General features: G+C 43.6%; 17 protein-coding genes. 8 read left to right on the plus strand and 9 right to left on the minus strand.

The window, feature by feature from the left end; genetic code table 11:
- Positions 1-302: 302 nt before the first annotated feature.
- Positions 303-848, plus strand: coding sequence for a hypothetical protein (locus MMA19_RS08590; protein WP_006074729.1), 546 nt, complete (start codon positions 303-305; stop codon positions 846-848).
- 52 nt (positions 849-900) lie between these two features.
- Here MMA19_RS08590 and MMA19_RS08595 read toward each other — a convergent pair whose 3' ends face one another.
- Positions 901-1,491 (minus strand): TfoX/Sxy family DNA transformation protein, encoded by a 591-nt coding sequence (locus MMA19_RS08595; protein ID WP_006074730.1) that lies wholly within the window; start codon positions 1,489-1,491, stop codon positions 901-903.
- A gap of 374 nt (positions 1,492-1,865) precedes the next feature.
- Between MMA19_RS08595 and MMA19_RS08600 the strand changes: the two genes are divergently transcribed.
- From MMA19_RS08600 to MMA19_RS08620, 5 genes are all read left to right on the plus strand, one after another.
- On the plus strand, positions 1,866-2,789 hold the full coding sequence (locus tag MMA19_RS08600) for an HDOD domain-containing protein (protein WP_006074731.1): 924 nt from the start codon (positions 1,866-1,868) through the stop codon (positions 2,787-2,789).
- A gap of 90 nt (positions 2,790-2,879) precedes the next feature.
- Positions 2,880-3,785: a lysine exporter LysO family protein gene (locus MMA19_RS08605; protein ID WP_006074732.1), complete on the plus strand. Its 906-nt coding sequence runs from the start codon at positions 2,880-2,882 to the stop codon at positions 3,783-3,785.
- Between the two features lie 98 nt (positions 3,786-3,883).
- Complete coding sequence (locus MMA19_RS08610) at positions 3,884-4,396, plus strand: hypothetical protein (RefSeq protein ID WP_006074733.1); 513 nt, start codon at positions 3,884-3,886, stop codon at positions 4,394-4,396.
- Positions 4,397-4,581: 185 nt separating this feature from the next.
- Positions 4,582-6,234, plus strand: coding sequence for a pyridoxal-dependent aspartate 1-decarboxylase PanP (panP, locus tag MMA19_RS08615; RefSeq protein ID WP_006074734.1), 1,653 nt, complete (start codon positions 4,582-4,584; stop codon positions 6,232-6,234).
- Between the two features lie 335 nt (positions 6,235-6,569).
- Positions 6,570-7,424, plus strand: coding sequence for a MurR/RpiR family transcriptional regulator (locus MMA19_RS08620; RefSeq protein ID WP_006074735.1), 855 nt, complete (start codon positions 6,570-6,572; stop codon positions 7,422-7,424).
- Between the two features lie 52 nt (positions 7,425-7,476).
- On the opposite strand, the gene MMA19_RS08625 is transcribed toward MMA19_RS08620, so the two are convergent.
- Positions 7,477-8,703 (minus strand): iron-containing alcohol dehydrogenase, encoded by a 1,227-nt coding sequence (locus MMA19_RS08625; protein WP_240205988.1) that lies wholly within the window; start codon positions 8,701-8,703, stop codon positions 7,477-7,479.
- A 409-nt stretch (positions 8,704-9,112) separates the two neighbouring features.
- Between MMA19_RS08625 and MMA19_RS08630 the strand changes: the two genes are divergently transcribed.
- Positions 9,113-9,379 (plus strand): GrxA family glutaredoxin, encoded by a 267-nt coding sequence (locus MMA19_RS08630; RefSeq protein ID WP_006074737.1) that lies wholly within the window; start codon positions 9,113-9,115, stop codon positions 9,377-9,379.
- Between the two features lie 254 nt (positions 9,380-9,633).
- A complete protein-coding gene (locus MMA19_RS08635; protein WP_088877499.1) occupies positions 9,634-11,316 on the plus strand; it encodes an aspartate:alanine antiporter in 1,683 nt (560 codons plus the stop codon).
- A gap of 115 nt (positions 11,317-11,431) precedes the next feature.
- On the opposite strand, the gene fabV is transcribed toward MMA19_RS08635, so the two are convergent.
- From fabV to MMA19_RS08670, 7 genes are all read right to left on the minus strand, one after another.
- Entirely contained in the window at positions 11,432-12,634 is a 1,203-nt protein-coding gene (fabV, locus tag MMA19_RS08640) for an enoyl-ACP reductase FabV (RefSeq protein WP_006074739.1), read from the minus strand.
- Positions 12,635-12,821: 187 nt separating this feature from the next.
- Complete coding sequence (locus MMA19_RS08645) at positions 12,822-15,104, minus strand: acyl-CoA dehydrogenase (protein WP_240205989.1); 2,283 nt, start codon at positions 15,102-15,104, stop codon at positions 12,822-12,824.
- Between the two features lie 79 nt (positions 15,105-15,183).
- Entirely contained in the window at positions 15,184-15,819 is a 636-nt protein-coding gene (locus tag MMA19_RS08650; RefSeq protein ID WP_081411584.1) for a TetR/AcrR family transcriptional regulator, read from the minus strand.
- 391 nt (positions 15,820-16,210) lie between these two features.
- Positions 16,211-17,380: a Na+/H+ antiporter NhaA gene (nhaA, locus tag MMA19_RS08655; RefSeq protein ID WP_240205990.1), complete on the minus strand. Its 1,170-nt coding sequence runs from the start codon at positions 17,378-17,380 to the stop codon at positions 16,211-16,213.
- 309 nt (positions 17,381-17,689) lie between these two features.
- Complete coding sequence (locus MMA19_RS08660; protein ID WP_006074743.1) at positions 17,690-18,805, minus strand: lipocalin-like domain-containing protein; 1,116 nt, start codon at positions 18,803-18,805, stop codon at positions 17,690-17,692.
- Positions 18,806-21,259, minus strand: coding sequence for an ABC transporter permease (locus MMA19_RS08665; protein WP_006074744.1), 2,454 nt, complete (start codon positions 21,257-21,259; stop codon positions 18,806-18,808).
- Positions 21,240-21,911: an ABC transporter ATP-binding protein gene (locus MMA19_RS08670; RefSeq protein WP_006074745.1), complete on the minus strand. Its 672-nt coding sequence runs from the start codon at positions 21,909-21,911 to the stop codon at positions 21,240-21,242. Before MMA19_RS08670 ends, MMA19_RS08665 begins: the two co-directional genes overlap by 20 nt.
- Positions 21,912-22,032 lie beyond the last annotated feature (121 nt).

Below are 22,032 nucleotides of genomic sequence, written 5' to 3' on the forward strand. Positions count from 1 at the left end.
TATCCCAAGTGCTAATTCTGTGAACTATAACTTTATAACAGACTGTAGTTGTGGGAATTATAGCGTGGCTACTCTCAGGTTTTCTGTTACTAATTCCTTACAGAATGCGGACGTTTTGATTGAAATCTGTATGACAATGTAAATTTTTGGGAATTTGCCCTCGTTAAAGACACTTTTTATTGGTGAATCAATCACAAATTGGATTATCATACTCCGATAATGATTGTCGCCATAAGCTTGATGCGACGCGCGTGCTTCTTATGGGCAAGGAATTAATTTCAACAAAAAGGTTTAGAGACACTATGCGCAAAACTCTATTAGCCGCTCTGATGGTAATCACTTCTCAGCAGGCGTTTGCAAACCAAGAAGAACCACGAGCTACAATGAGTAACTTCAACTATGATTACGCTGAAGCTCGAATTGGTGCAAGTCCGATGACATTCGGTGCTGCAATTAGCAAGTCAATCCACCCTAACGCTCATATCGTTGGTAGCATTGATTCTAAGTTTGAAGGCGATTACGATTTTTCTGGTGGTGTTGGCTTCCACGCTCCGGTAAATAACTGGGCGGACTTTACTGGTGAAATGCTTGCTCACATTCACGATAGCGGTGAGCATCACAAAACAGATACAGGTATGGAAGTTAACCTAGGTGTGCGCCAATGGTTAGGTCCACAGCTTGAGATTGGTGGTAAAGCAGGTTACCTGAACGTTGGTGATAAAGATCGTTGGATGGGTAGCGTATATGGTCGCTTCCACTCAACTGAACTATTCTCACTAGGCTTAGAGGGCCGAATCAACCATATCTATGGTGATCAACTTATGTTTACTGCTCGCTTTGCATTCTAAGGCTATTAGCGAACGGATCGAAAAAGGTCGTGCTAAGCACGACCTTTTTTATTTAATCAATTTCTGAGCAGTACTGTAACAGTTGCTGTTTACGGGGGTCTTGAATCAACTTCCAGTGTATTCCCTCAACCGCACCTGCAAATTTCCAAAGCAATTTTACATCCACATCATTGCCATAGGTTCTTTTTACTTTATTGAACACTTGCGGCGCACCCAACTCCAAGAATGTTTTTACATCTTCAATGCCAGACTTCTTCACCATACGTTCGAGCGTGAGCTGCATATTCGGTAGGTCTCTAAGTCTTCTATTTTCTACAGACTTTTTGCTCGATTGCTGTTCAACAGAATTAGTAATGGAACGCTGCACTAAGTCACTTAGCATCGGTGCTCTTTCATTAAACAACGCCGTAATGTCATAGTAATTAACGGTTGCTGTAGATTGCTTTTTAACATGCCTAAACTTTTCACAATTTAGGTTTTGTAGCGTCTCGTCTAAAGCACAGCCACCACGAATAAAAACTCTATCGTTACTGATAAGCGCATACATAGCACCGTCTTTAAACAGCCCTGTACCACCAAACATGGAGCGCTTTTGAGAGATACCGAATTGAATTGTGTAGTCGTAAAAAGATTGCTCTATCATTTCCTTTGATCCTTAATCTTTTACCCCGATTAATACGATCACCAGAAATAGCAGCGGATAAATGCGAAAAAATATTATTTAGAGTCAGTCAAGATAAGTAGTAACTGCTCTGTTTGTTTTATGTGTAATTATAATAGTTCACAATGCAAAATAAGTCTGGCTCAACGTCACAAATGTGCGACTTAAAAGCAAAAGCTTTGCGAGTCACTTCACATGATTCCTATTATACAACCGATTTCATTAACAATTTTCTAATTGAATGGTGTTTCAAACGTCAAACAATTGACCTAAGACTACATTTTGGCATTTAGGTTATTGTCAATTGTAAAGCCTGACAGGTAAACTGACCTTCTATCTCCAGCTGTCGAAATCTTATGAACCACTTATCTTTTTACTGGCTACCAGACAACCAACAATTATTTATAGAGAGCTTAGAAACCGAATTTGCTGAGCTCGTAGAACAATCAATTAATACCGGAAAAATATCCCTTCCTCCAATTTCCGAAGTTGTTCTCAAGATTCAAAAACTGTGCTCCTTAGAGTCCACCGGGATTTCGGACATCGCAAATTGCCTGTTAGAAGATCCTGGACTAGCAGCCATCGTGCTCAAAGTCGCCAACTCTGTCATCTTTAATCGTGGCAATGTGACCTGTAAGGACCTTAATACCGCGGTCTCTCGCTTAGGTATCCTTCGTGTCAGAGATATTGTGACTGCCCAATCAATAGAACTTCTTAAGCACTCCGTCAATCTGACTGAGGAATGTAAGGATGTTTTGGTACAAAGTGCAGCAGTATCAAGAGAGCTCGCTGCGACCATGGTGATGGTCACCCAAGCTTTCCAAGATCAAGCGCCGACAACCTATCAATATCTTGAGCAAGAAAAAGCGTTACTTGTTGGCTTCCTAGCAGACATTGGACTGTTCTGCCTAGTCAACGAGTATCACCTCTATTTAGAGAAAGGCAACTACCTTGACTCCAACCTCGCGATGCAAATATTCCACTCGCGCTGCCCTATTACCAGTGAGCAAGTATTAAAAACTTGGGGCTTCGACAATGACTTTATCGAAGTGGCGTCGAATCAACCTAAGTCTCTAGAGCGACCGGAAGTGTCTTATCTTGATATCGCACGAATCGCCAATCACGTGTTGTTGTATCGAAAGCAAGATCACGAAGCATTAGAAGAACATGAAGTTGAAATAAACGTAGATGGTGCAGAAGTGCTGTATAAGTTAACGACAATGTCTGATCAGGAATTCAAAACCAAAACATCAGAAATTATCCGCTCAGCAGGAATGTAGGAGAGCAATCTCCTATCTCACTCTTGTTTTTGTGAAGTAAACCTCTCACAATACCGCATACGCTAATAATAACGAAGGATCGTCGCGTCAATGTTTTCAGGGATGCTGTATATTTTTACGCCGCTAGTCATCGGTTATTTTTTTTCTATTAATAATAAATCATTGCTTGAGACGTTAAATAAAGCGACCTCATGGCTGATTTACATCATCTTGTTCCTAATGGGTCTGAGCCTAGCCGCATTAGATAACTTCGGAAGCAACCTCAAGACCATTGTTACCATGACATTGGTGTTCTTTGTGTCAATCGGTGCCTGCAATTTGCTGTCTTTACCCCTGGTCGACCGTATTCTGCCACTAAAGACCGAAAATCTGACAAGTAACCTACCCCTTTCAGCCATGGCGTTAGAGTCACTAAAGCTCATATTAGTGGTAGGTTCAGGCTTAGTAGCCGGCCTATTGTTGCCAATAGGTTTAGGCTGGGTAGAAACTGCCAGTGAGTGGATTCTGCTCGCTCTACTATTTTTTATCGGTATTCAATTAAGAAACAGCGGACTCACGCTAAAACAGATTCTGGTAAATAAGCAAGGCATGGCGATCGCACTCATTATTGTCGTGAGTTCTCTCATAGGTGGTGCAATTGCTGCAATGGTACTTGATATCTCTGTCTACAAAGGTCTTGCTATGGCGTCAGGATTTGGGTGGTATTCACTAGCAGGAATTCTAATGGGCGATGCATTTGGACCAGTTTACGGTGGCGCATCTTTTATGATTGAACTGTTAAGAGAGCTGGTTGCACTTGTCTTTATCCCATTGTTAATCACCAGAAAACCCTGTACCGCCATAGGTTATGCAGGAGCAACTGCGATGGACTTTACCCTACCCGTCATTCAAAGCACTGGTGGCGTAAGATGCGTCCCAGTCGCCATCGTTAGTGGTTTTATTTTGAGTCTATTGGTACCAGTGATGATGTTATTTTTTGTATCACTTGCTGGTTAGATCGCAGGAAAACAGCGATTTTTCAGATATGCTTCGCTATCAAAACAACAATAAAGACGTATTAATAATTTAGTTAGCCCAATTCAAAGGACAATATAATGAAAAAATGGCTTATCGCAGCAATGCTCGTCGGAACTTCTTTTTCCTCATTTTCAGCTGACACGCAATGCTTAGAGAAGAAATACGATGCTTATATCGATGCATCTATCCAATGGTATGATGATCTCGTTCAATTAACGACCCAGCAATATCCAGAACTTGAAAGCGTTGGACAATGGTTTCTAGATGGTCGTAAAAACCATTTTGAACTTAATCGCGAAGCCGTTCATTACTACTTAAAGAACGAACCAACCAAAGTGGCAACCGAGCGCTCAATCGAAAGTTGGCTACAACTAGAGCAACAAGATGTAAAAGCGCTAGCACAGCGTAACGACATGTTAGGTAAAGCTGCTGCTAAGAGCTTCGCTGATCGTCAAGCTAAACCTCATGAACAGAACTACGATCTACGTAGCGCGTTTGCTGATTTACTCAGCCACCCAAAGAAGATCGACACTGCACTTAATAAATACAACTCGGCTATCCAAAAGGTAGAAAAAACCGAGTGTAAATAGTGCAGTAACAACATTTAAAAAAGCTGGCAAACTGCCAGCTTTTTGCATTTTATTTGACCATTAACACAATGCTTCGCACGCAACCCCATGAAAATTAAGTTCCCATTCCAATTTTTGCGAGACTTTCACCGCTAATTGGTTTAGATTGTGCCGCTTGCAGTAACGGAATAATAGTAGATCACGGTATGGTATCTGAGCAGAAAATTGCTGATGTCAGCTTCGAAAGCCTTCTTCGAATCTTCACTATCCCTGAAGGACCAGATTCAACTCTGACCCAAATCGAAGAAGGATTGTCCAAGAACTTAAACCAGTTTTTGCGCGAACATATAGTGGCAGAAGAAAAGCCTTTACATGAAATTGAAAAGGACTTTTCTAGTGCTGTTATTCCAGAACAACCAGCGTTTGTTTCGGACCATACTGAACACCTTCTTGATACGCTCGTATCGCACTCGGTACACACCTCTTCACCAAGTTTTATTGGTCATATGACCTCGGCCTTGCCTTATTTCTTGATGCCGTTGTCGAAAATTATGATCGCGCTAAATCAGAACTTGGTAAAGATTGAAACCTCCAAAGCATTCACGCCTCTAGAACGCCAAGTTCTAGGTATGCTCCATAAACTGATTTATGGTGAGTCCGACCCTTTCTATAGTCGATGGATGCACAGTGCTAACCATTCTCTTGGTGCATTTTGCTCGGGAGGCACCATTGCCAATATCACCGCACTTTGGGTGGCACGCAACAACGCTTTAAAAGCGCAAGGCGATTTCCTTGGCGTGGAAAAAGAAGGATTGTTTAAGGCAATGAAGCATTACGGTTATGAAGGTCTAGCCGTGCTTGTCTCTGAACGTGGGCATTATTCTCTAAAAAAAGCTGCCGATGTCCTTGGCATTGGTCAACAAGGTCTGGTCGCAGTTAAAACGGATAGTTCTAACCGAATCTGCCCTGAAGATCTAAAAGCCAAATTTGCTCAGCTCAAAGAAGACAAGATCAAACCTTTTGCGGTCATTGGCGTTGCCGGGACAACCGAAACAGGTAACGTTGATCCATTAAGAGAAATCGCTCAAATCTGCCAACAAGAGTCTTGTCACTTTCACGTTGATGCGGCATGGGGCGGCGCTACTTTGATGTCGGCTAAATATCGCTATCTACTAGATGGTGTGGAACTGGCGGATTCAGTGACAATTGATGCGCATAAGCAGCTTTATATCCCTATGGGTGCGGGTATGGTGTTGTTCAAGCAGCCAGATGCCATGAAGAGCATCGAACACCACGCTCAGTATATTTTGCGTAAAGGGTCGAAAGACTTGGGCAGTCACACTCTAGAAGGTTCACGCTCAGGCATGGCAATGCTCGTGTATGCCGCAATGCATATAATTAGCCGTCCAGGTTATGAGCTGTTGATCAATCAAAGCATAGAGAAAGCTCGTTACTTTGCTGACCTCATTAAACAACAAGACGATTTCGAGCTCGTAAGCGAACCAGAATTGTGTCTCCTGACCTATCGCTACGTTCCAAAATATGTCCGTAATGCACTGGCTAGTGCTTCAACCGAGCAGACAACCGAGATCCATAACTTGCTAAATGAACTGACCAAAGTCATTCAGAAAAAACAGCGAGAAACCGGGCTCTCCTTTGTATCTCGCACACAACTTAATCCAACTCAATGGACACTGCGCGACACTATTGTGTTTAGAGTCGTACTAGCCAACCCTTTAACTACAACTGATGTATTAAGTTCAGTACTTGAAGAACAAAGAGATATTGCTAAAACGGTGCCTAACTTAATGGCAAGACTTGATCAAGTCTCTCACGAGATCCTTCGTACAAAAGACTAAAAGTGAAATCAATTTCATTCTCGCAGTTATGAAAATTTCTTTCTGTTTTGTGGGAGTAATACGGTAAAAACGAGCTAGAAACTGGCGATTTCTGGCTGTTTTTTCTTCAATTGTTTTTTTCTTCCATTTTTTTGTTTGATGCCTGTCATATTCTAAAGATTTCATGTGAGCTTTTATTACAGCTCGTATGCTGCTTCGTTTATACTGAGGACATGGAGTTGGCGTATTTCTAACGTACTATAAGAACTCAATGTTAGATTGAGATTTGCGAAATTACCTTTTGCTCTTCACTAATAGAATCGCCAGCAAGTTGTTCTCTTTACCCTGTGAACACTATGAATACACTAGAGAAAGTCCAAAAAAATTTAGAGAACTTCAGCAAATCTGAACGTAAGGTTGCTGAAGTTATTATGGCATCCCCCCAGACTGCCATACACTCAAGTATCGCGACACTCGCTAAGATGGCGGATGTTAGTGAGCCAACTGTTAACCGCTTCTGCCGTCGTTTAGACACCAAAGGTTTCCCAGACTTTAAACTGCACCTCGCACAAAGTTTGGCGAATGGTACACCTTATGTGAACCGTAACGTCGAAGAAGACGACGGTCCGGATGCCTATACTCACAAGATTTTTGAGTCGACAATGGCATGCTTGGACGTTGCTAAGAACAGCCTAGACCCGATGCAAATCAATCGTGCGGTTGACTTGCTGACTCAAGCAAAGCGAATCTCTTTCTTTGGTTTAGGTGCTTCCTCATCGGTTGCTCGAGATGCTCAAAACAAGTTTATCCGTTTCAACATTCCTATCTCTTGTTACGAAGACGTAGTAATGCAACGTATGAGCTGCATCAACTGTTCAGACAACGATGTTATCGTACTGATTTCTCACACAGGTCGTACTAAGAGCCAAGTTGAAATTGCTCACCTTGCTAGGGAGAACGGTGCAACAGTTATTGCCGTTACCGCGAAAGACTCGCCGTTAGATAAGGCCAGTTCACTATCTATTACTGTTGACGTACCAGAAGACACTGACGTTTACATGCCGATGGCTAGCCGTGTGGTACAGATGACCATCATCGATGTCTTAGCGACAGGCTTTACATTGCGTCGTGGCTCTGGCTTCAGAGACAACCTAAAACGCGTGAAAGAAGCATTAAAAGATTCTCGCTACAACAAAATGCCTAACTACTAGTCATAGAAAATCTGTTAAAAAAAGAGGCCAATGGCCTCTTTTTTATTGCTCGTTAATCTGTCTCGACTGGATTATTGCGAATCTCTACTTGGTTTGAGTCCTCATGGGTTTGCGGATGACCATCGCACTGACATTGACACACTTGATTCAGAATAAAAATAAGTCTGTCTTCAGTTAATGGTATAGGGTTGCCTTTAATAGCTACTGACTTCATTGCATCAACAGCAACCTGCTCGAAAGACGTATTACAAACGCCAAACTCGGATAGTAGTGGCAGTTCAAGCCTTTCGAGTATCATATTCACCCAAAGCACGCTGTCTTCAATACTGGCATTGGTTCGTCCAGTAAGAATTTGCGCCATATTACGGTATCGATTCAACACGTCACTGCGTCCTGCTCTTTTCGCTGCTTTAATGTTCTCAGTCATAACATGTGGAGCGAGTCGTGCGGTAATCACGCTATGTGGCGCGGTAATTTTGCCACCAAGCGCTGAGGCAAGGCCATGAGCAGCCCCCAATTTGGCATTAGTTATCGCCATCCCGCCTAGCATCGCGGCAAAGGACAGATCCGCACGTGATTTGGGATTATCTTGTTTGCAACCTGAGATAATGGAATAACTGAGGCGTCTCAAACCTTCTTCACAAACCATATCAGTCAATGGGTTGGGTTCACCACAAACGTACGCTTCCATTAAGTGAGTAAATGCATCCATTGCACCCCGCCCCGAAGTGTAAGCATCGGTACCGTAGGTTAGAACAGGGTCGACAATCGCCACATCAGGCAACATATCCGGATTCCGTAAACTCACTTTAACCTTATCTTGTCCAGATTTAAGTACCGCATTTTTGGTCACTTCAGCTCCGGTACTGGCTGTAGTTGGAATTGCGATCATGGGAATAGGTTTGGTTTTTAATGGCACATTTCGACCCACAACTTCAACATAGTCGTAGACATCACCCTGATTGGGAATGATCGCAGCAAGTGCCTTACCCATATCTAAAACACTGCCACCACCAATAGCAACCACCATGTCAGGCTTAAAACGCCTACCCATGATCGCCGTTTCCTCGACCATGGTAATGTTAGGCTCGCCACGAATGGCGACATGCTGATAACGCATGTTTTGGCTGTGAAGATAATGAATCACAGGGTCGGCTCTTTGACGCTCCTGCCCTGTTACCAGCAACACACTGTATCCAAACTGATTGATGATTGAGAGGGAAGATTGAAGCGCGCCCTCTCCGAAGATAATACGACTAGACGTCATGAACTGAAACATACCAATATCCTTTAGGTATACCATTCGACTCACTAATCAAACCATTGCCTATGAAACTAGCAATACAAATACTCTAAGTGTGAGTCTTATTGGTAGTGCAAACATAGAAAAGAAAAGCTTCGATAAGCATGCAGTTTCCTTTGCTGCAAAAACTTGATTTAAACCAAGCTACTTAGTTTTTGCTCTATTTTATATCGACAACTTTGCCATAAATCACACTCCGTTATGTTCAACTTTGCATCTAACTGAGTAAATTATGCTCTGATAGTTTTCACCTATTAGAGCAAGTGGGATTTGCCACTTTATTTCCTTTTCATCTTGAGGCATAGTGGTTTCCAACAATATGAAAGAGCTGAGACTTGGTCTCTTTAGATGCTCAGAAAAAGTTTAATCTTCAAGGAGAAAGTCAATGTTCGTAGTGATTTTTGGTCGCCCTGGTTGTCCATTCTGTGTTCGTGCAAAAGAGCACGCTGAAAAGCTAAAAGAAAAACGTGACGATTTTAACTACCGTTACGTTGATATCCATGCAGAAGGTATCTCAAAAGCAGATTTAGAGAAAACTGTAGGTAAACCTGTTGAAACAGTACCTCAAATCTTCATTGACCAAGAGCACATTGGCGGCTGTACTGAATTCGAAGCCTACGCTAAAGAAAATCTTGGCCTTTTTGACGAATAATCGTCTGCACTATCAATAGTATAGTTGAAAAAAGAGTCTCAATAGCCAGCTGATATAAGCTGGCTTTTTTATTTGCGAGCTGCATCCGTTTTCATCAAGACTGTCATCGATTGTCAGGCTTTGTCTGGATTAGGATAGAAATACGTAATCTAATAGTAAAACATAAAAAAAATCACTTATCTTTTTGATTATTTCGGCTACAATCGCCACACTTTATTAATCTCAACTTAAGCCTCTTCGAGCAGCTACATACAGTGAATATCGACGTAGTAAATTTGCTAGATCAAAACCCGATTCTTCTCATCTTTGTCGCTTTAGCGATTGGCCTTGCTTTTGGCAAAATTCGCTTTGGTAATCTTCAACTCGGCAACTCTATTGGTGTTTTAATTGCCTCTCTCGTCATGGGACATTTAGGTTTCAGTTTTAATGCAGAAGCCTTAACCATCGGCTTTATGCTATTTATCTACTGTGTGGGTATTGAAGCTGGTCCCAACTTCTTTGGCATCTTTTTCCGTGACGGAAAACATTATTTAATTCTCAGTCTTGTTGTGTTGGTCACCGCACTGACAGTGACCTACTTTGCTAGCCACTACTTGGGACTTGATTACGGTCTTTCCGCGGGTGTGATGGCCGGTGCTTTGACCGCTACACCAGTGTTAGTAGGTGCTCAAGACGCCTTAAATTCAGGGCTTGCGACGATTCCGCGTGGAATGGACTTCTCTTTGGTCATAGAGAATCTTTCTGTAGGTTATGCAATGGCTTACCTGATCGGCCTTATCAGTATGATCATGCTTGCCAAGTTACTGCCTAAGTTGCAAAAGCAAAACCTGCACGACTCTGCACAGCAAATCGCGCAAGAACGAGGGTTGGGCGGCTCAGGCCAGAGAAAAGTCTATCTGCCTATTATTCGTGCTTACCGTGTCGGACAAGAGCTAATCGACTGGACGGACGGGAAAAACTTGAGAGAGCTTGGTATTTATCGCCAAACAGGCTGTTATATCGAGCGAATTCGCCGTAATGGCATCTTGGCTCACCCAGATGGCGATGCTATTTTACAAGAAGGCGATGAGATTGCCTTGGTTGGCTTCCCTGATAGTCACGCTCGTCTAGACCCAAGCTTCCGCAACGGTAAAGAAGTATTCGACCGCAACTTGCTCGACCTGCGAATCGTTGAAGAAGAGATCGTAGTAAAAAGTGATAACATTGCAGGAAAGAGCTTATCGAGCCTAAACCTTTCCGAGTATGGCTGTTTCCTCAACCGAGTCGTTCGAGCGCAAATTGAAATGCCAATGGACGCCAATATCGTGCTGGCAAAAGGGGATATTCTTCAAGTCAGTGGTGAAAAGAGTCGTGTACATGGCCTTGCAGAGAAAATTGGTTTCATTTCGATCCACAGTCAAATGGCCGACCTGCTCGCGTTTTGTAGCTTCTTTATTCTTGGCATTATGTTTGGTTTGATTACCATGACTTTTGGACAAGTTTCGTTTGGTCTAGGTAACGCTGTAGGTCTTTTGCTTGCAGGGATCACGCTCGGTTTCTTAAGAGCCAACCACCCTACTTTTGGTTATGTTCCTCAGGGAGCCTTGAACATGGTCAAAGATCTTGGCTTGATGTTCTTTATGGTTGGTATTGGCTTGAGTGCAGGCGGCAAGATGTTTGAGCACTTAACTCAAGTCGGTCCTCAGGTCATAGCGATAGCTTTCTTAGTTAGCGTTGTGCCTGTTGTTTTAGCTTACCTTGTTGGAGCGTACGTTCTGAAAATGAACCGAGCGTTGTTGATAGGTGCGATTGTGGGTGCACGAACTTGCGCACCGGCTATGGATGTTGTTAATGAACACGCACGTTCAACTATACCGGCACTTGGTTATGCGGGCACCTATGCTATTGCTAACATACTAATGACACTAGCAGGTACCATACTTATCATTTTGTCCTAGTCTTTTATAACGAAAGCTCTAGGGCAACGGTTCTATTAAAACTGTTATTTCTATATACCGCAAATAGCAAAGGGGCGCATAAAGCGCCCCTTTTCATTATCAGCTAATGTCTCGATTATAGGTCGATAACATCAAACTCTACGAGTGGTGATACATCTGCATCATAGTCCACACCGTCAACACCGAAACCAAATAGCTTCAAGAACTCTTCTTTGTACTCAACGTAGTCAGTTAGCTCTTTCAGATTTTCAGTTGTGATTTGTGGCCAAAGTTCTGCACAGTGCTTCTGGATATCATCACGCAGTTCCCAGTCATCTAGACGTAGACGATTCTTTTCATCGACCTCTGCAGCGCTACCATCAGCTTTGTAAAGACGCTGAGAGAACATACGGAAGATCTGCTCCATACAACCTTCGTGGATACCCTCTTCACGCATCTTCTTAAATACCATTGCGATATAAAGAGGCATAACAGGAATCGCCGAACTTGCTTGAGTCACAACAGACTTAAGAACCGCTACATTGGCACTACCACCAGTTTTAGCCAACTTATCGTTAAGCTCGGTAGCGGCACGATCTAGGTCCATTTTTGCTTTACCTAGTGCGCCTTCCCAATAGATAGGCCATGTCAGCTCAGTACCAATGTATGAATACGCAACCGTCTTACAACCGTCTGCAAGTACACCAGCATCTGATAGCGCGTTAATCCATAGCTCCCAATCTTGGCCGCCCATTACAGTAACAGTATCTTCAATCTCTTGTTCTGTCGCTGGCTCAACACTTGCTTCAATGATTGTGTCTGAGTTTGTGTCTACTGCTGTAGAAGTGTAAGTCTCACCAATTGGTTTTAGCGATGAACGAATCAGCTCACCCGTTTCTGGAAGCTTACGTACTGGAGAAGCCAATGAGTAAACCACCATGTCGATTTGACCAAGATCTTCTTTGATTAAATCAATAACTTTTTGTTTTGCTTCGTTAGAGAAAGCATCACCGTTGATGCTCTTCGAGTACAAGCCTTCTTCTTTTGCTAGCTTGTCAAAAGCAGCAGAGTTATAGAAACCTGCTGTACCAGGCTTACGTTCTGTACCTGGTTTTTCGAAAAATACGCCGATTGTCGCCGCACCACCACCGAATGCCGCAGCGATACGAGAAGACAGGCCATAACCACTAGAAGAACCAACAACAAGTACACGCTTTGGCGCGTTTGCAATTGGTCCTTGAGCTTTGGTATAAGCGATTTGTTCTTTTACGTTTGCTTCACAACCTACTGGGTGAGTAGTAGTACAAATAAATCCACGAATTCTTGGTTTGATGATCATATTCAGTTCCTCAAAAAATCCCTAGTAGGATAAGAGTTTCAATCCCAGTTCGCATCTTATTTCTGTCAATTTCCTTGAATTTTCTAAGTGGTTGGAGCACTTTCGGCGCCTAATCCTCGATTTCTATAAAAAAAGCGCCCTATAAAAAGGCGCTTTTTGCTATTAACAAGAATAGTTTCTGTCCTAGTTAGGCAACACTATTCAACTTTGGTTTGGACTCTGAGTGCGTTCTTACTTCAGACATGTCATGGCTAAAGTGGTCAACTTGAATCGCTTTGTAACGAAGAGCATCCGCTTCACGAATTCTAGCGACTTCTTCTTCAGTCAGAACATTAGCTTCAAGTGCTTGATTCAATCGATCTTCCAATAGACCTTTCTTCGCCACTTTGCCTTCTTTCACACCAACAAACAGCTTTTTCTCTAGGTCACGAATGTTGTACATCGCGATAAAGGCGTTTTCCATAAGACCGACATTATCGTCCTCTTTTGGCCCGATGTAACATAGGTGAGTCAGGCGATCACGATGCGCACCCGGTACCATCATACTTTTTGCTAGTTTCAACCCTAGATCGTCTGATGGTTTCTCAAAATGGTTACCAATCGGGAATAATAGACCTTTCAAAGTCACCCCTGCCCATCGTGCTGGGAAGTTGCGGTAAGCTTCGTTCAGTGACTTCGCTGCATGGTAGAAACAATGTTGAACCGAGTAATGAACGTAATCCAAGTCAGCTTGTTGACGGCCATCATCTTCATACTTCTTCAGCGCCGCAGAAGCCATGAACAGGTAAGCAAGACCGTCACCTAAACGTGCTGAGATCATCTCTTTACGTTTCAGATCACCACCCAGTGTCAACATGGCAAAGTCTGCACTCACTGCTAAGGCTTTACTTAGGCGAGTTAGGTCTTTGTAGTAGCGTTTCGTTGGACCACTCATATGAGCACCGACAAATGCAGAACCTGTTAATGCTGCAGTAAAGGCACCCAAGGTGTTTTTAGTTGCATGACCGATATGTTTGAACAGTAGCTTATCAAAGTCCTCAGCAGCCTGTTTCTCATCTGGGTTGGCTGCTGCTTCCATCTCTTTAAGGACATATGGATGACAACGTGTTGCGCCCTGACCAAAGATCATCAAGTTACGAGTGAGGATGTTTGCACCTTCTACTGTGATCGCTACCGGGATACCCAAATAGCTCGAAGCAAGGTAATTCATAGGACCATCTTGGATGGCACGTCCAGCGTGAATATCCATAGAGTCATTGAGAATAGTACGTGCCATCTCAGTCATATGGTATTTGGCAATCGCTGTAACGATTCCTGGTTTTTCCCCCATATCCAGCGAGGTAGTCGTTAATGTTCGAGTCGCTTCAAGTAGGTAGGTTAAGCCACCAATACGGCCCATAGCTTCTGCTACACCCTCAAACTTACCGATAGACATACCAAACTGTTTACGAACATAAGCGTAAGCACCCGTTGTTCGTGTTGTTAGGTGTCCAATAGCGGTACCTAGTGCTGGAAGTGAGATACCTCGACCTGCGGACAGACATTCAACCAACATTCTCCATCCACGACCAGCATACTCTTGACCACCAATCAGCCATTCCATTGGGATAAATACATCTTTACCACGTGTCGGACCGTTCATGAATGCCAAATGCAATGGGTCATGACGCTCACCGATCTCAACACCTTTATGGTCTGCTGGAATCAGTGCACAAGTGATACCGATATCTTCTTTGTCACCCATAAGTTTGTCGGGATCGTGCAATTTGAAAGCGAGACCCAACACGGTCGCAACTGGTGCAAGCGTGATATAACGCTTATTCCAATTAAGGCGAATACCTAATACTTCTTTGCCTTCATGCTCGCCATAACACACGATACCTTTATCTGGGATACCGCCAGCGTCAGAACCCGCTTCAGGGCCCGTCAATGCGAAACATGGGATATCAGTACCGTCAGCCAAGCGTGGCAACCAATAATCTTTCTGCTCTTGAGTCCCGTAGTGAGACAGAAGCTCGCCCGGACCTAGTGAGTTTGGAACCATAACCGATACGGCAGCACTAATACTGCGAGTCGCAATTTTAGTTACAATAGTAGAGTTCGCTAGTGGCGAGAACTCTCTACCGCCAAACTTTTTAGAGATAATGAGAGAAAAGAAACGCTCTTTACGCAAGTATTCCCATACTTCTTTCGGTAGATCGCGGTCTTCTTTCACGATTTTGTTGTCATCTAACATCTCTAGCAGTGTTTCAAGCTCATTGTCCATAAAAGACTGCTCTTCTGCTGACAGCGTCGGCTTAGGGTACTGGTGCAGTGTTTTAAAGTTAGGCGTTCCTGAGAATAACTCTCCATCCCACCATACGCTCCCTGCTTCCATTGCTTCTTTCTCGGTTGCCGATAGTGGCGGCAATACCTTCTTAAACATTTTGAATGCAGGGTCACTTATCCATTTTCTTCTCAGAGAGCTCATGATACCTATCCTTTTGTTCAGATTATTTCTTGTTATTATTTGGGTTATTAGTTTGATTAAGGTTTTAGCTTGGTAGTCATTATTCCGCCGCTACACCTGCAGCGAGATAGGGAATTATTTGGTTGATGATTGCTTCCGCGTCTACTTCTTTATCAAAGGAACTCAAAGCAATTTCTGACAACGCTTGACTCGATGCCATAGTGAATACGCATGTACCCAGTGTTAGGTGCAAACGCCAAAACAGGGTTTCCGCATCTAACTTTGGATTCGCTTTCATCACGGATTGAGTGAACATCGCTAACGCTTCGGTGTATCGAGTAGTGATAAACCAGCGCAGGTGGCCTTGAACATCGGTATAGCCACGTCCAACTAGCGACATGAATCGGCTCGCTCCTCCCGGCTTCACTTGATTCAAGCTAAGCAAAGGCGACTTCAGCGCACCAAATACATCGGCCATTGTGTAGTGCTCACGCTCATTCAGTTCGTAGAGCGCCGCTTCTACAGCTGGCATAAACGCTTCTAGATAACGATTAAGTACTGCTCGAACCAGAGTTTTTTTATCGCCAAAATGATAGTTCACGGAGGCTAAATTCACGTTAGCCTTGCTAGTGATAGTTCGTAGAGAGGTATCGTTGAATCCATGCTCAGCGAACAGTATCTCTGCGACATCGAGAATCTTATCCTTGGTAGTTACTCTATTGGTCATTTCAATCATCCGTATCAAACACATGTTTGAATATACTCTCGCAACAGCAAGATAACAAGTGATTAACATCAAACTTTTTAATAAATACGCAAGACTGGTCGGACAAGGTTTATAACCACCTGTTTTCATTAAACTTTGAAAATTTTCTCAAAAAAACGTGTTTTTTTAATGAACTAACTCATCGTTATCGGGTCTATTTAAGTGTTATCAACAATGACTTGTTTTACCGACATGACACTGATTTCCATTGTTATTGTTGATGACATATGCTGCTTTTTCTTATTAACTCCTATTTTTTGTATCCGCCCAAACCAACATTGGTTTGGGCTTTTTTTATCCGTTTTTCAAACATAAAAAAACCCAGCCTAAGCTGGGTTTGTGTAATCATGGTTTCTGGCAGTTAGTATTGAACCTTCGGTTCTGGCGCCTCTTCTTTAGGAAGCGAAAAGTTAAGCAATATATAGCCAAGAACAGCTGCTGTTGTTGAGCCCATCAAAATGCCCAATCTAGCGTATGTATCAAACTCGGGGCTCACTCCAGTAAACGCCAGAGATGATATGAAAATCGACATGGTGAAGCCAATACCACACAAAACAGACACCGCAAACACCTGCTTAAAGTCCACACCATCAGGCAGTTTTGCCACACCAAGTTTCACTGCTAACCAACTAAAGCTGAAGATACCTAGTGGTTTACCAACCAAGAGACCTACTGCAATACCAAGTGGCAACATCGACGTTAGACCCGACATTGATACGCCTTCCAACGAAATGCCTGCATTGGCAAACGCGAAGATAGGTAGAATCAAGAATGCGACGTATGGATGAAGCGCATGTTCTATATGTTTCAGCGGTGACTTTTCACCTTCATTACCTTTAAGAGGAATAGCAAAGCCTAATACCACACCAGCTAAGGTTGCGTGCACTCCAGAGGCCAATACACTCACCCAAAGAACCGCACCAACCAAGAGGTAAACAGGTATGCTTGTCACCTTCTTCGCGTTCAACATGAACAACACAGCGGTCATTATGAAGCCAATAGTTAACGCCAACGTAGACAGATCGCTGCTATAAAACAACGCAATAATAACGATAACGCCTAAGTCATCAATGATAGCAAGTGCGAGTAGGAATACTTTCAGAGCTACAGGGACACGCTTACCCAACAACGCCATAATACCTAAAGCAAACGCGATATCCGTTGCTGCTGGGATTGCCCAGCCACTCATAGCTTCAGGATCACCCATGTTAAACAGTACATAAATAAGTGCTGGAGCTAACATGCCACCGACTGCGGCAATCGCAGGGAAGATAGCAGTCTCTCTAGACTTCAATGCACCTTCGAGTAACTCACGTTTTACTTCCAAACCGATCAGGAAGAAGAAGATCGCCATCAAACCATCGTTGATCCAGTGTGAGATAGACAGACCAAACACGTAGGTATGAAGCACGCCTTGATACATTTCGTTCAATGGAGAGTTTGCGACGAACATAGCGATCGCAGCAGCAATAACGAGGATGATACCTCCAGCTGACTCCATCTTGAAAAAATTACGAATGACGTCATTCATGTTGTAAAGCCCTTAATAGTTATTCATCTTGTCAGAATGTTAAAAATTGTATATCTAGTTAATTTTCAGAAAAAATCGATTCTACGGAGTTTATACTAAGGAATTTCCGAAATATAAAACTAAACCGTTCGAGATATCCTCACAAGTAATGGCCGTGTTAGATAGAAGTATAGTGCATAGATGAGCAGCTAGTCATTGATAAATTCAATCACTTAGCTGTAGTCAATATCATTTGAGAGTTGAAGGCAGAAGAGAATTAGTAACAGATTGTTACTTGTAACTATATAACAACAAAAAGGTTTTTCTTACCTAATAACCACTAAGTTGCATAAAGCCAATGGCAGAATCTGAACCTTTGGCCGTGACTGACCCTTGCCATTGTGGTACGACGAAATTCACCCAGTTATCTCGCTTACGAGCATTAATAACCAAGTCGATATTTTGGCTGGGGATTTGTAGATTCCAGGATAGAGGCACACGAGTTCCTGACGCAAATTCCGTATAGTTGAGTGCCTTAAGTATGATGTCCTCCGATGGGATGTTAATGATGTTACCTTTAATATCAATCAAAGCAGCCGTGGTATAGGGCATATTGTCTTTGTAACGATATTGGCTCACCTGTAGCGCTTCAGTATCGCTCAGCCAAAGAAGAAAGTTATCTTCGCCGACATAATTTGCACCAACAAGCTCACTACCCCACTCTTTACTTAACCAAGCGCGGCCTGTCACTTTCAGCACCTTACCATCTGATAGGGTCAACTCTCCTGTTGATGCAACAAACGGCGATTCAAAAGTATAAGATGCGCGAGGGAGTAGATCATGTTTGGCGTGGTAGCCATTTTCGCCAATAAGAGCATATGGCCCGGTTTGTTTTAACTGAAGATTCACACTGAAGTTATCGCTGGATAAGCGCAGATTCCCAGGCAGTGGCTGATTAGACAGAGAACGCCAAGACCACTCATCAATCCAAACGCGAAATGGACGGCTAAGACCTCCCGCCTGACCGATACCACCACGAGCGATGCGCTGATCGGTAAACATTCCTAAATGGCTATTCATCACTAAATTTGCGATGTAGATCTGTGGATCTTGCCAACCCGTTGCAATACGGTCATCGCTGGCATAGCGAAAAAAGCGCCATCTTAGCCAGTATGCCTGACCGGATTCGTCTTTCAGCTGCACCACCATTTGCCACCATTCATGTTGGAATTCAGGATGAAAACGGAAGTCTCTTGGTAGCTCAACCTCTCGGTCGGGTAAAACGGGTTCAAAAACCTTACGACCTGGAGAACCAAATACAGTATTGATATAGGTCGCTTTAGTCACACTGGGCTTTGACTCGCGTGATTCCGTTAGCCAAATTGATGTGCTAGCGACCACCACTACCAGCAAACATGAGAAAATAAGCTTCTGCATACGATTCATCTATAACGCATCCCTTAACGAATGAATCGGTGTATTACGTATCAACTTCAGCACTGGTAGCGCTCCTGCAACTACCAAGGCCAACAGAGACCACAAACATGTGGTGAGATACTGCCATGGGACAATCTGCAGTTGTAAAGACCAACCGAACGACTGCTTGATCACAATATCCACAATCAGTTGCGCCAGTGCAATACCAAGCGGCATAGCAATAATGGCAGAGATAAGCCCAAACACCAGCAACTGTAAGCCACCCATTAACACCAGCTCTTTTGCGGAAATACCCAGACAGCGCAGCAACGAGGTATGGCGTTGTCTAGAGATTTCCCCTGCTATTGTTGCAAAGAAGATACCAAACACGGCAATCACCAAGGTGATATTGCCCAGGGTGTCAGCAATCGCAAAAGTACGATCAAAGGTAGTCATCGCTTTAGCGTGAATAGACGTGTTGTCGTAAATCCGTTCACTGTTTAACCTAAATGTCGATTGCAGGCGTCTTTCGACAAACAACGATTGAGACTTATCATTCAGTACCGCTCCTAACGCCACATCACCAGAACCTTCTAAGTTGGCTAGCCAACGATTTTGCGATAACAATACTTGATGATAAGGGTTTCCGTAATCATAGTAGACACCAATCACGTGCCAGTTCCCACCCAGTGGCGGACCTAAATCGACATAATCGCCCGGACGAATATCCAACTTAAGTGCCATAGATTCGCTGATCATGACACTGCGAGAGTGGTGAAGATTATACCAATAGTTAGGAACAGCAATTTTAACAGTTAACGCGTCGCGTTCACCTTCTGAGTCACCCGTACTAACCACTTGCATCATTCCATGATCTGTCGGGATCTCCTCTTCCCAGCGCCACCAGACGCGATCAACTTCGGGTTGAGCTTCCAACCATTTACTCATGCGAACTGCATTATTGTTAGTTGGATAAACGTAAATATCGGCCGCAAGCCTTTGGGTTAACCATCGGTCAGTAGTATCTCTAAAACTACCAACCATAGTCTCAACCCCCATATTAGCAGCCATAGCTAACATGAAAGCCATATTGGCAACACCGCGGTAGCTCATACTGGCAGCTGCATCCGCAAAGAACCAACGGACTTTTACCCAGCGGAGAGAGTACGAGAATAACGTGAAGATTTTCCAAGTAATAAACGGCGTAATCAATGCGACACTTAGCAACATCAATACAATGATGGCATAACCTGAGTTCTGCGACTTAGGTGCTTGATAAATAGCGACTGCAGCCACACAAAATCCACATGCTACAAACGCTTGCCATGTAAACTCTGCTCCGGTAAATCGCATTAACGATAGACGAGCAGAAAGTCGAATAGGTTGAGATTTCAAAAGTCGGACTAACGGCCAGCCGCACGAGACCACAGCACCTGTGAACGCCAATAAGAAGCTATATAAGCTCCACTGCCAACTCCACTCAATGCTCAAACCAATGTTCGCATCATAAAGATCATTCAAGCTCTGTGAGACTGCTGGAATCAACTGATTTGCCAATGCTAAACCAAACAGGTTGCCACCAAGCCAGCTCAAGAACACTAAAGCCGCCAGTTCAAGACACAAGGCTTGAGTCAACTGCCACCCCGAGACACCGACTTGGCGCAGACTACCAACCAAAGGCTGACGCTGAGCTAAAGACAACGACATCGCTTGATAGAAGATAAACAGGCCAACAACGAAAGACAGCATACTCATCGCAGACAAGTTGGTGTGGAATGCTTTAGTGAGCGACTCCAGTTCTGATTGTGAGCTGCGTGATAACGTCATACCATTTGGAATCATCTTACGAAGATTCTCAAGTTTGGCTGCGCTCATCTCACCACAAGCAATTACAGACAACCCAGACGATTTTTTCATCGCACGGACTAAAGACATATCCGCTAAGATACGCGTGCCGCGAATGCCTTTCTTCGAATCAATCTTGATAGGGCCTAACTGAATTCCGTTATTGAGCGTCAACGTATCGCCATTTTGCCAGCCTTTAAGCTCGGCAAGATCATGACTCACAATAATTGTCGTTGGGACTTTAATCATATCTTGCGATGCGATATCGCCAATAGTGACAACATTACGCAGCTGCAATAAAGAAATTGGATCTACACCAACTAGGTTAAGTTCCAAACCATCGACTGTAGTTACTTTTTGAATATCAAAAGGAACACATTGTTTGAACCCTTCGCGGCGCAGTTGGATATAGAAGCCTTGCGGAATTTTGGTTTCTGCGTGCTTAGGACGAATGCGGTATGGAACGGGATTAGCGAAAAGTTTTTCACCGCTTGCGTAAGCCTGTTTAGCGTGGTGATTTATAGCCGTAACGCCAACTAATAACGATACACCAAGCGTTAAACCAAGCCAGACGAGAAGTATTTGTAGCGGGTGGCGACGATAATGGCCAAGTAGTGCTTTAACTACGGGCCATAACATGAAGTTGCCCCCCTTGAAGGCGGATAGAACCGTCCATGTGAGAAGCGACTTTTTCACTGTGGGTGACGACAAGCAAGGTACACTCTAGATGTCTTGTGAGTGAAGTAAGAAGTCGCATTACCGCTTCAGCGTTACGCTCATCCAAGCTACCCGTTGGCTCGTCGGCTAGCAGGATTTTTGGCTCCATATAGAGCGCGCGAGCAATAGCCGCACGCTGCTGTTGCCCCCCAGAAAGCTCTTCTGGATAACGACCAAGCAACGCCATTAAATCTAAAGCGGATAAAATCTGACGCCAAAGCCCTCGATCTTCTGGCAGTCCTTTAATCTGTCTGCAGAATCGAATATTGTCGGCAATATTAAGAGTTGGTAGCAAATTGAACTGCTGAAAGATATGACCAATGTTATTTCTTCGATAAGCCGTTCTAAGACTTTCTTTTGCGTCATGCATAGCAAAATCGGGGTACCAGATTTCCCCAGAATCGACCTTATCGATGCCAGCGATTAAGTTAAGTAGTGTACTCTTACCCGAGCCACTTTCACCCATCAATGCCAGTTGTTCACCTTGCGACAGTGTTAGCTCTGCACTTTGCAATACAGGATGGAATTCTCCACCGTCAATATAGCCTTTACAAAGGTCTGACAACTTAAGCATTCAATCTCTTCAATCACTGGTAAATTTGGAGTGTGAATCTACACTAAATTTGCAGTTCTAGGAAGCAAATTTGGCCATAAAGCCCCTACATTGAGTCGGTTTAGCTCAATTTCGATTCAAG

Origin of the sequence: Vibrio sp. CyArs1 (assembly GCF_022432925.1) — a bacterium.
Taxonomy (GTDB): domain Bacteria; phylum Pseudomonadota; class Gammaproteobacteria; order Enterobacterales; family Vibrionaceae; genus Vibrio; species Vibrio mediterranei.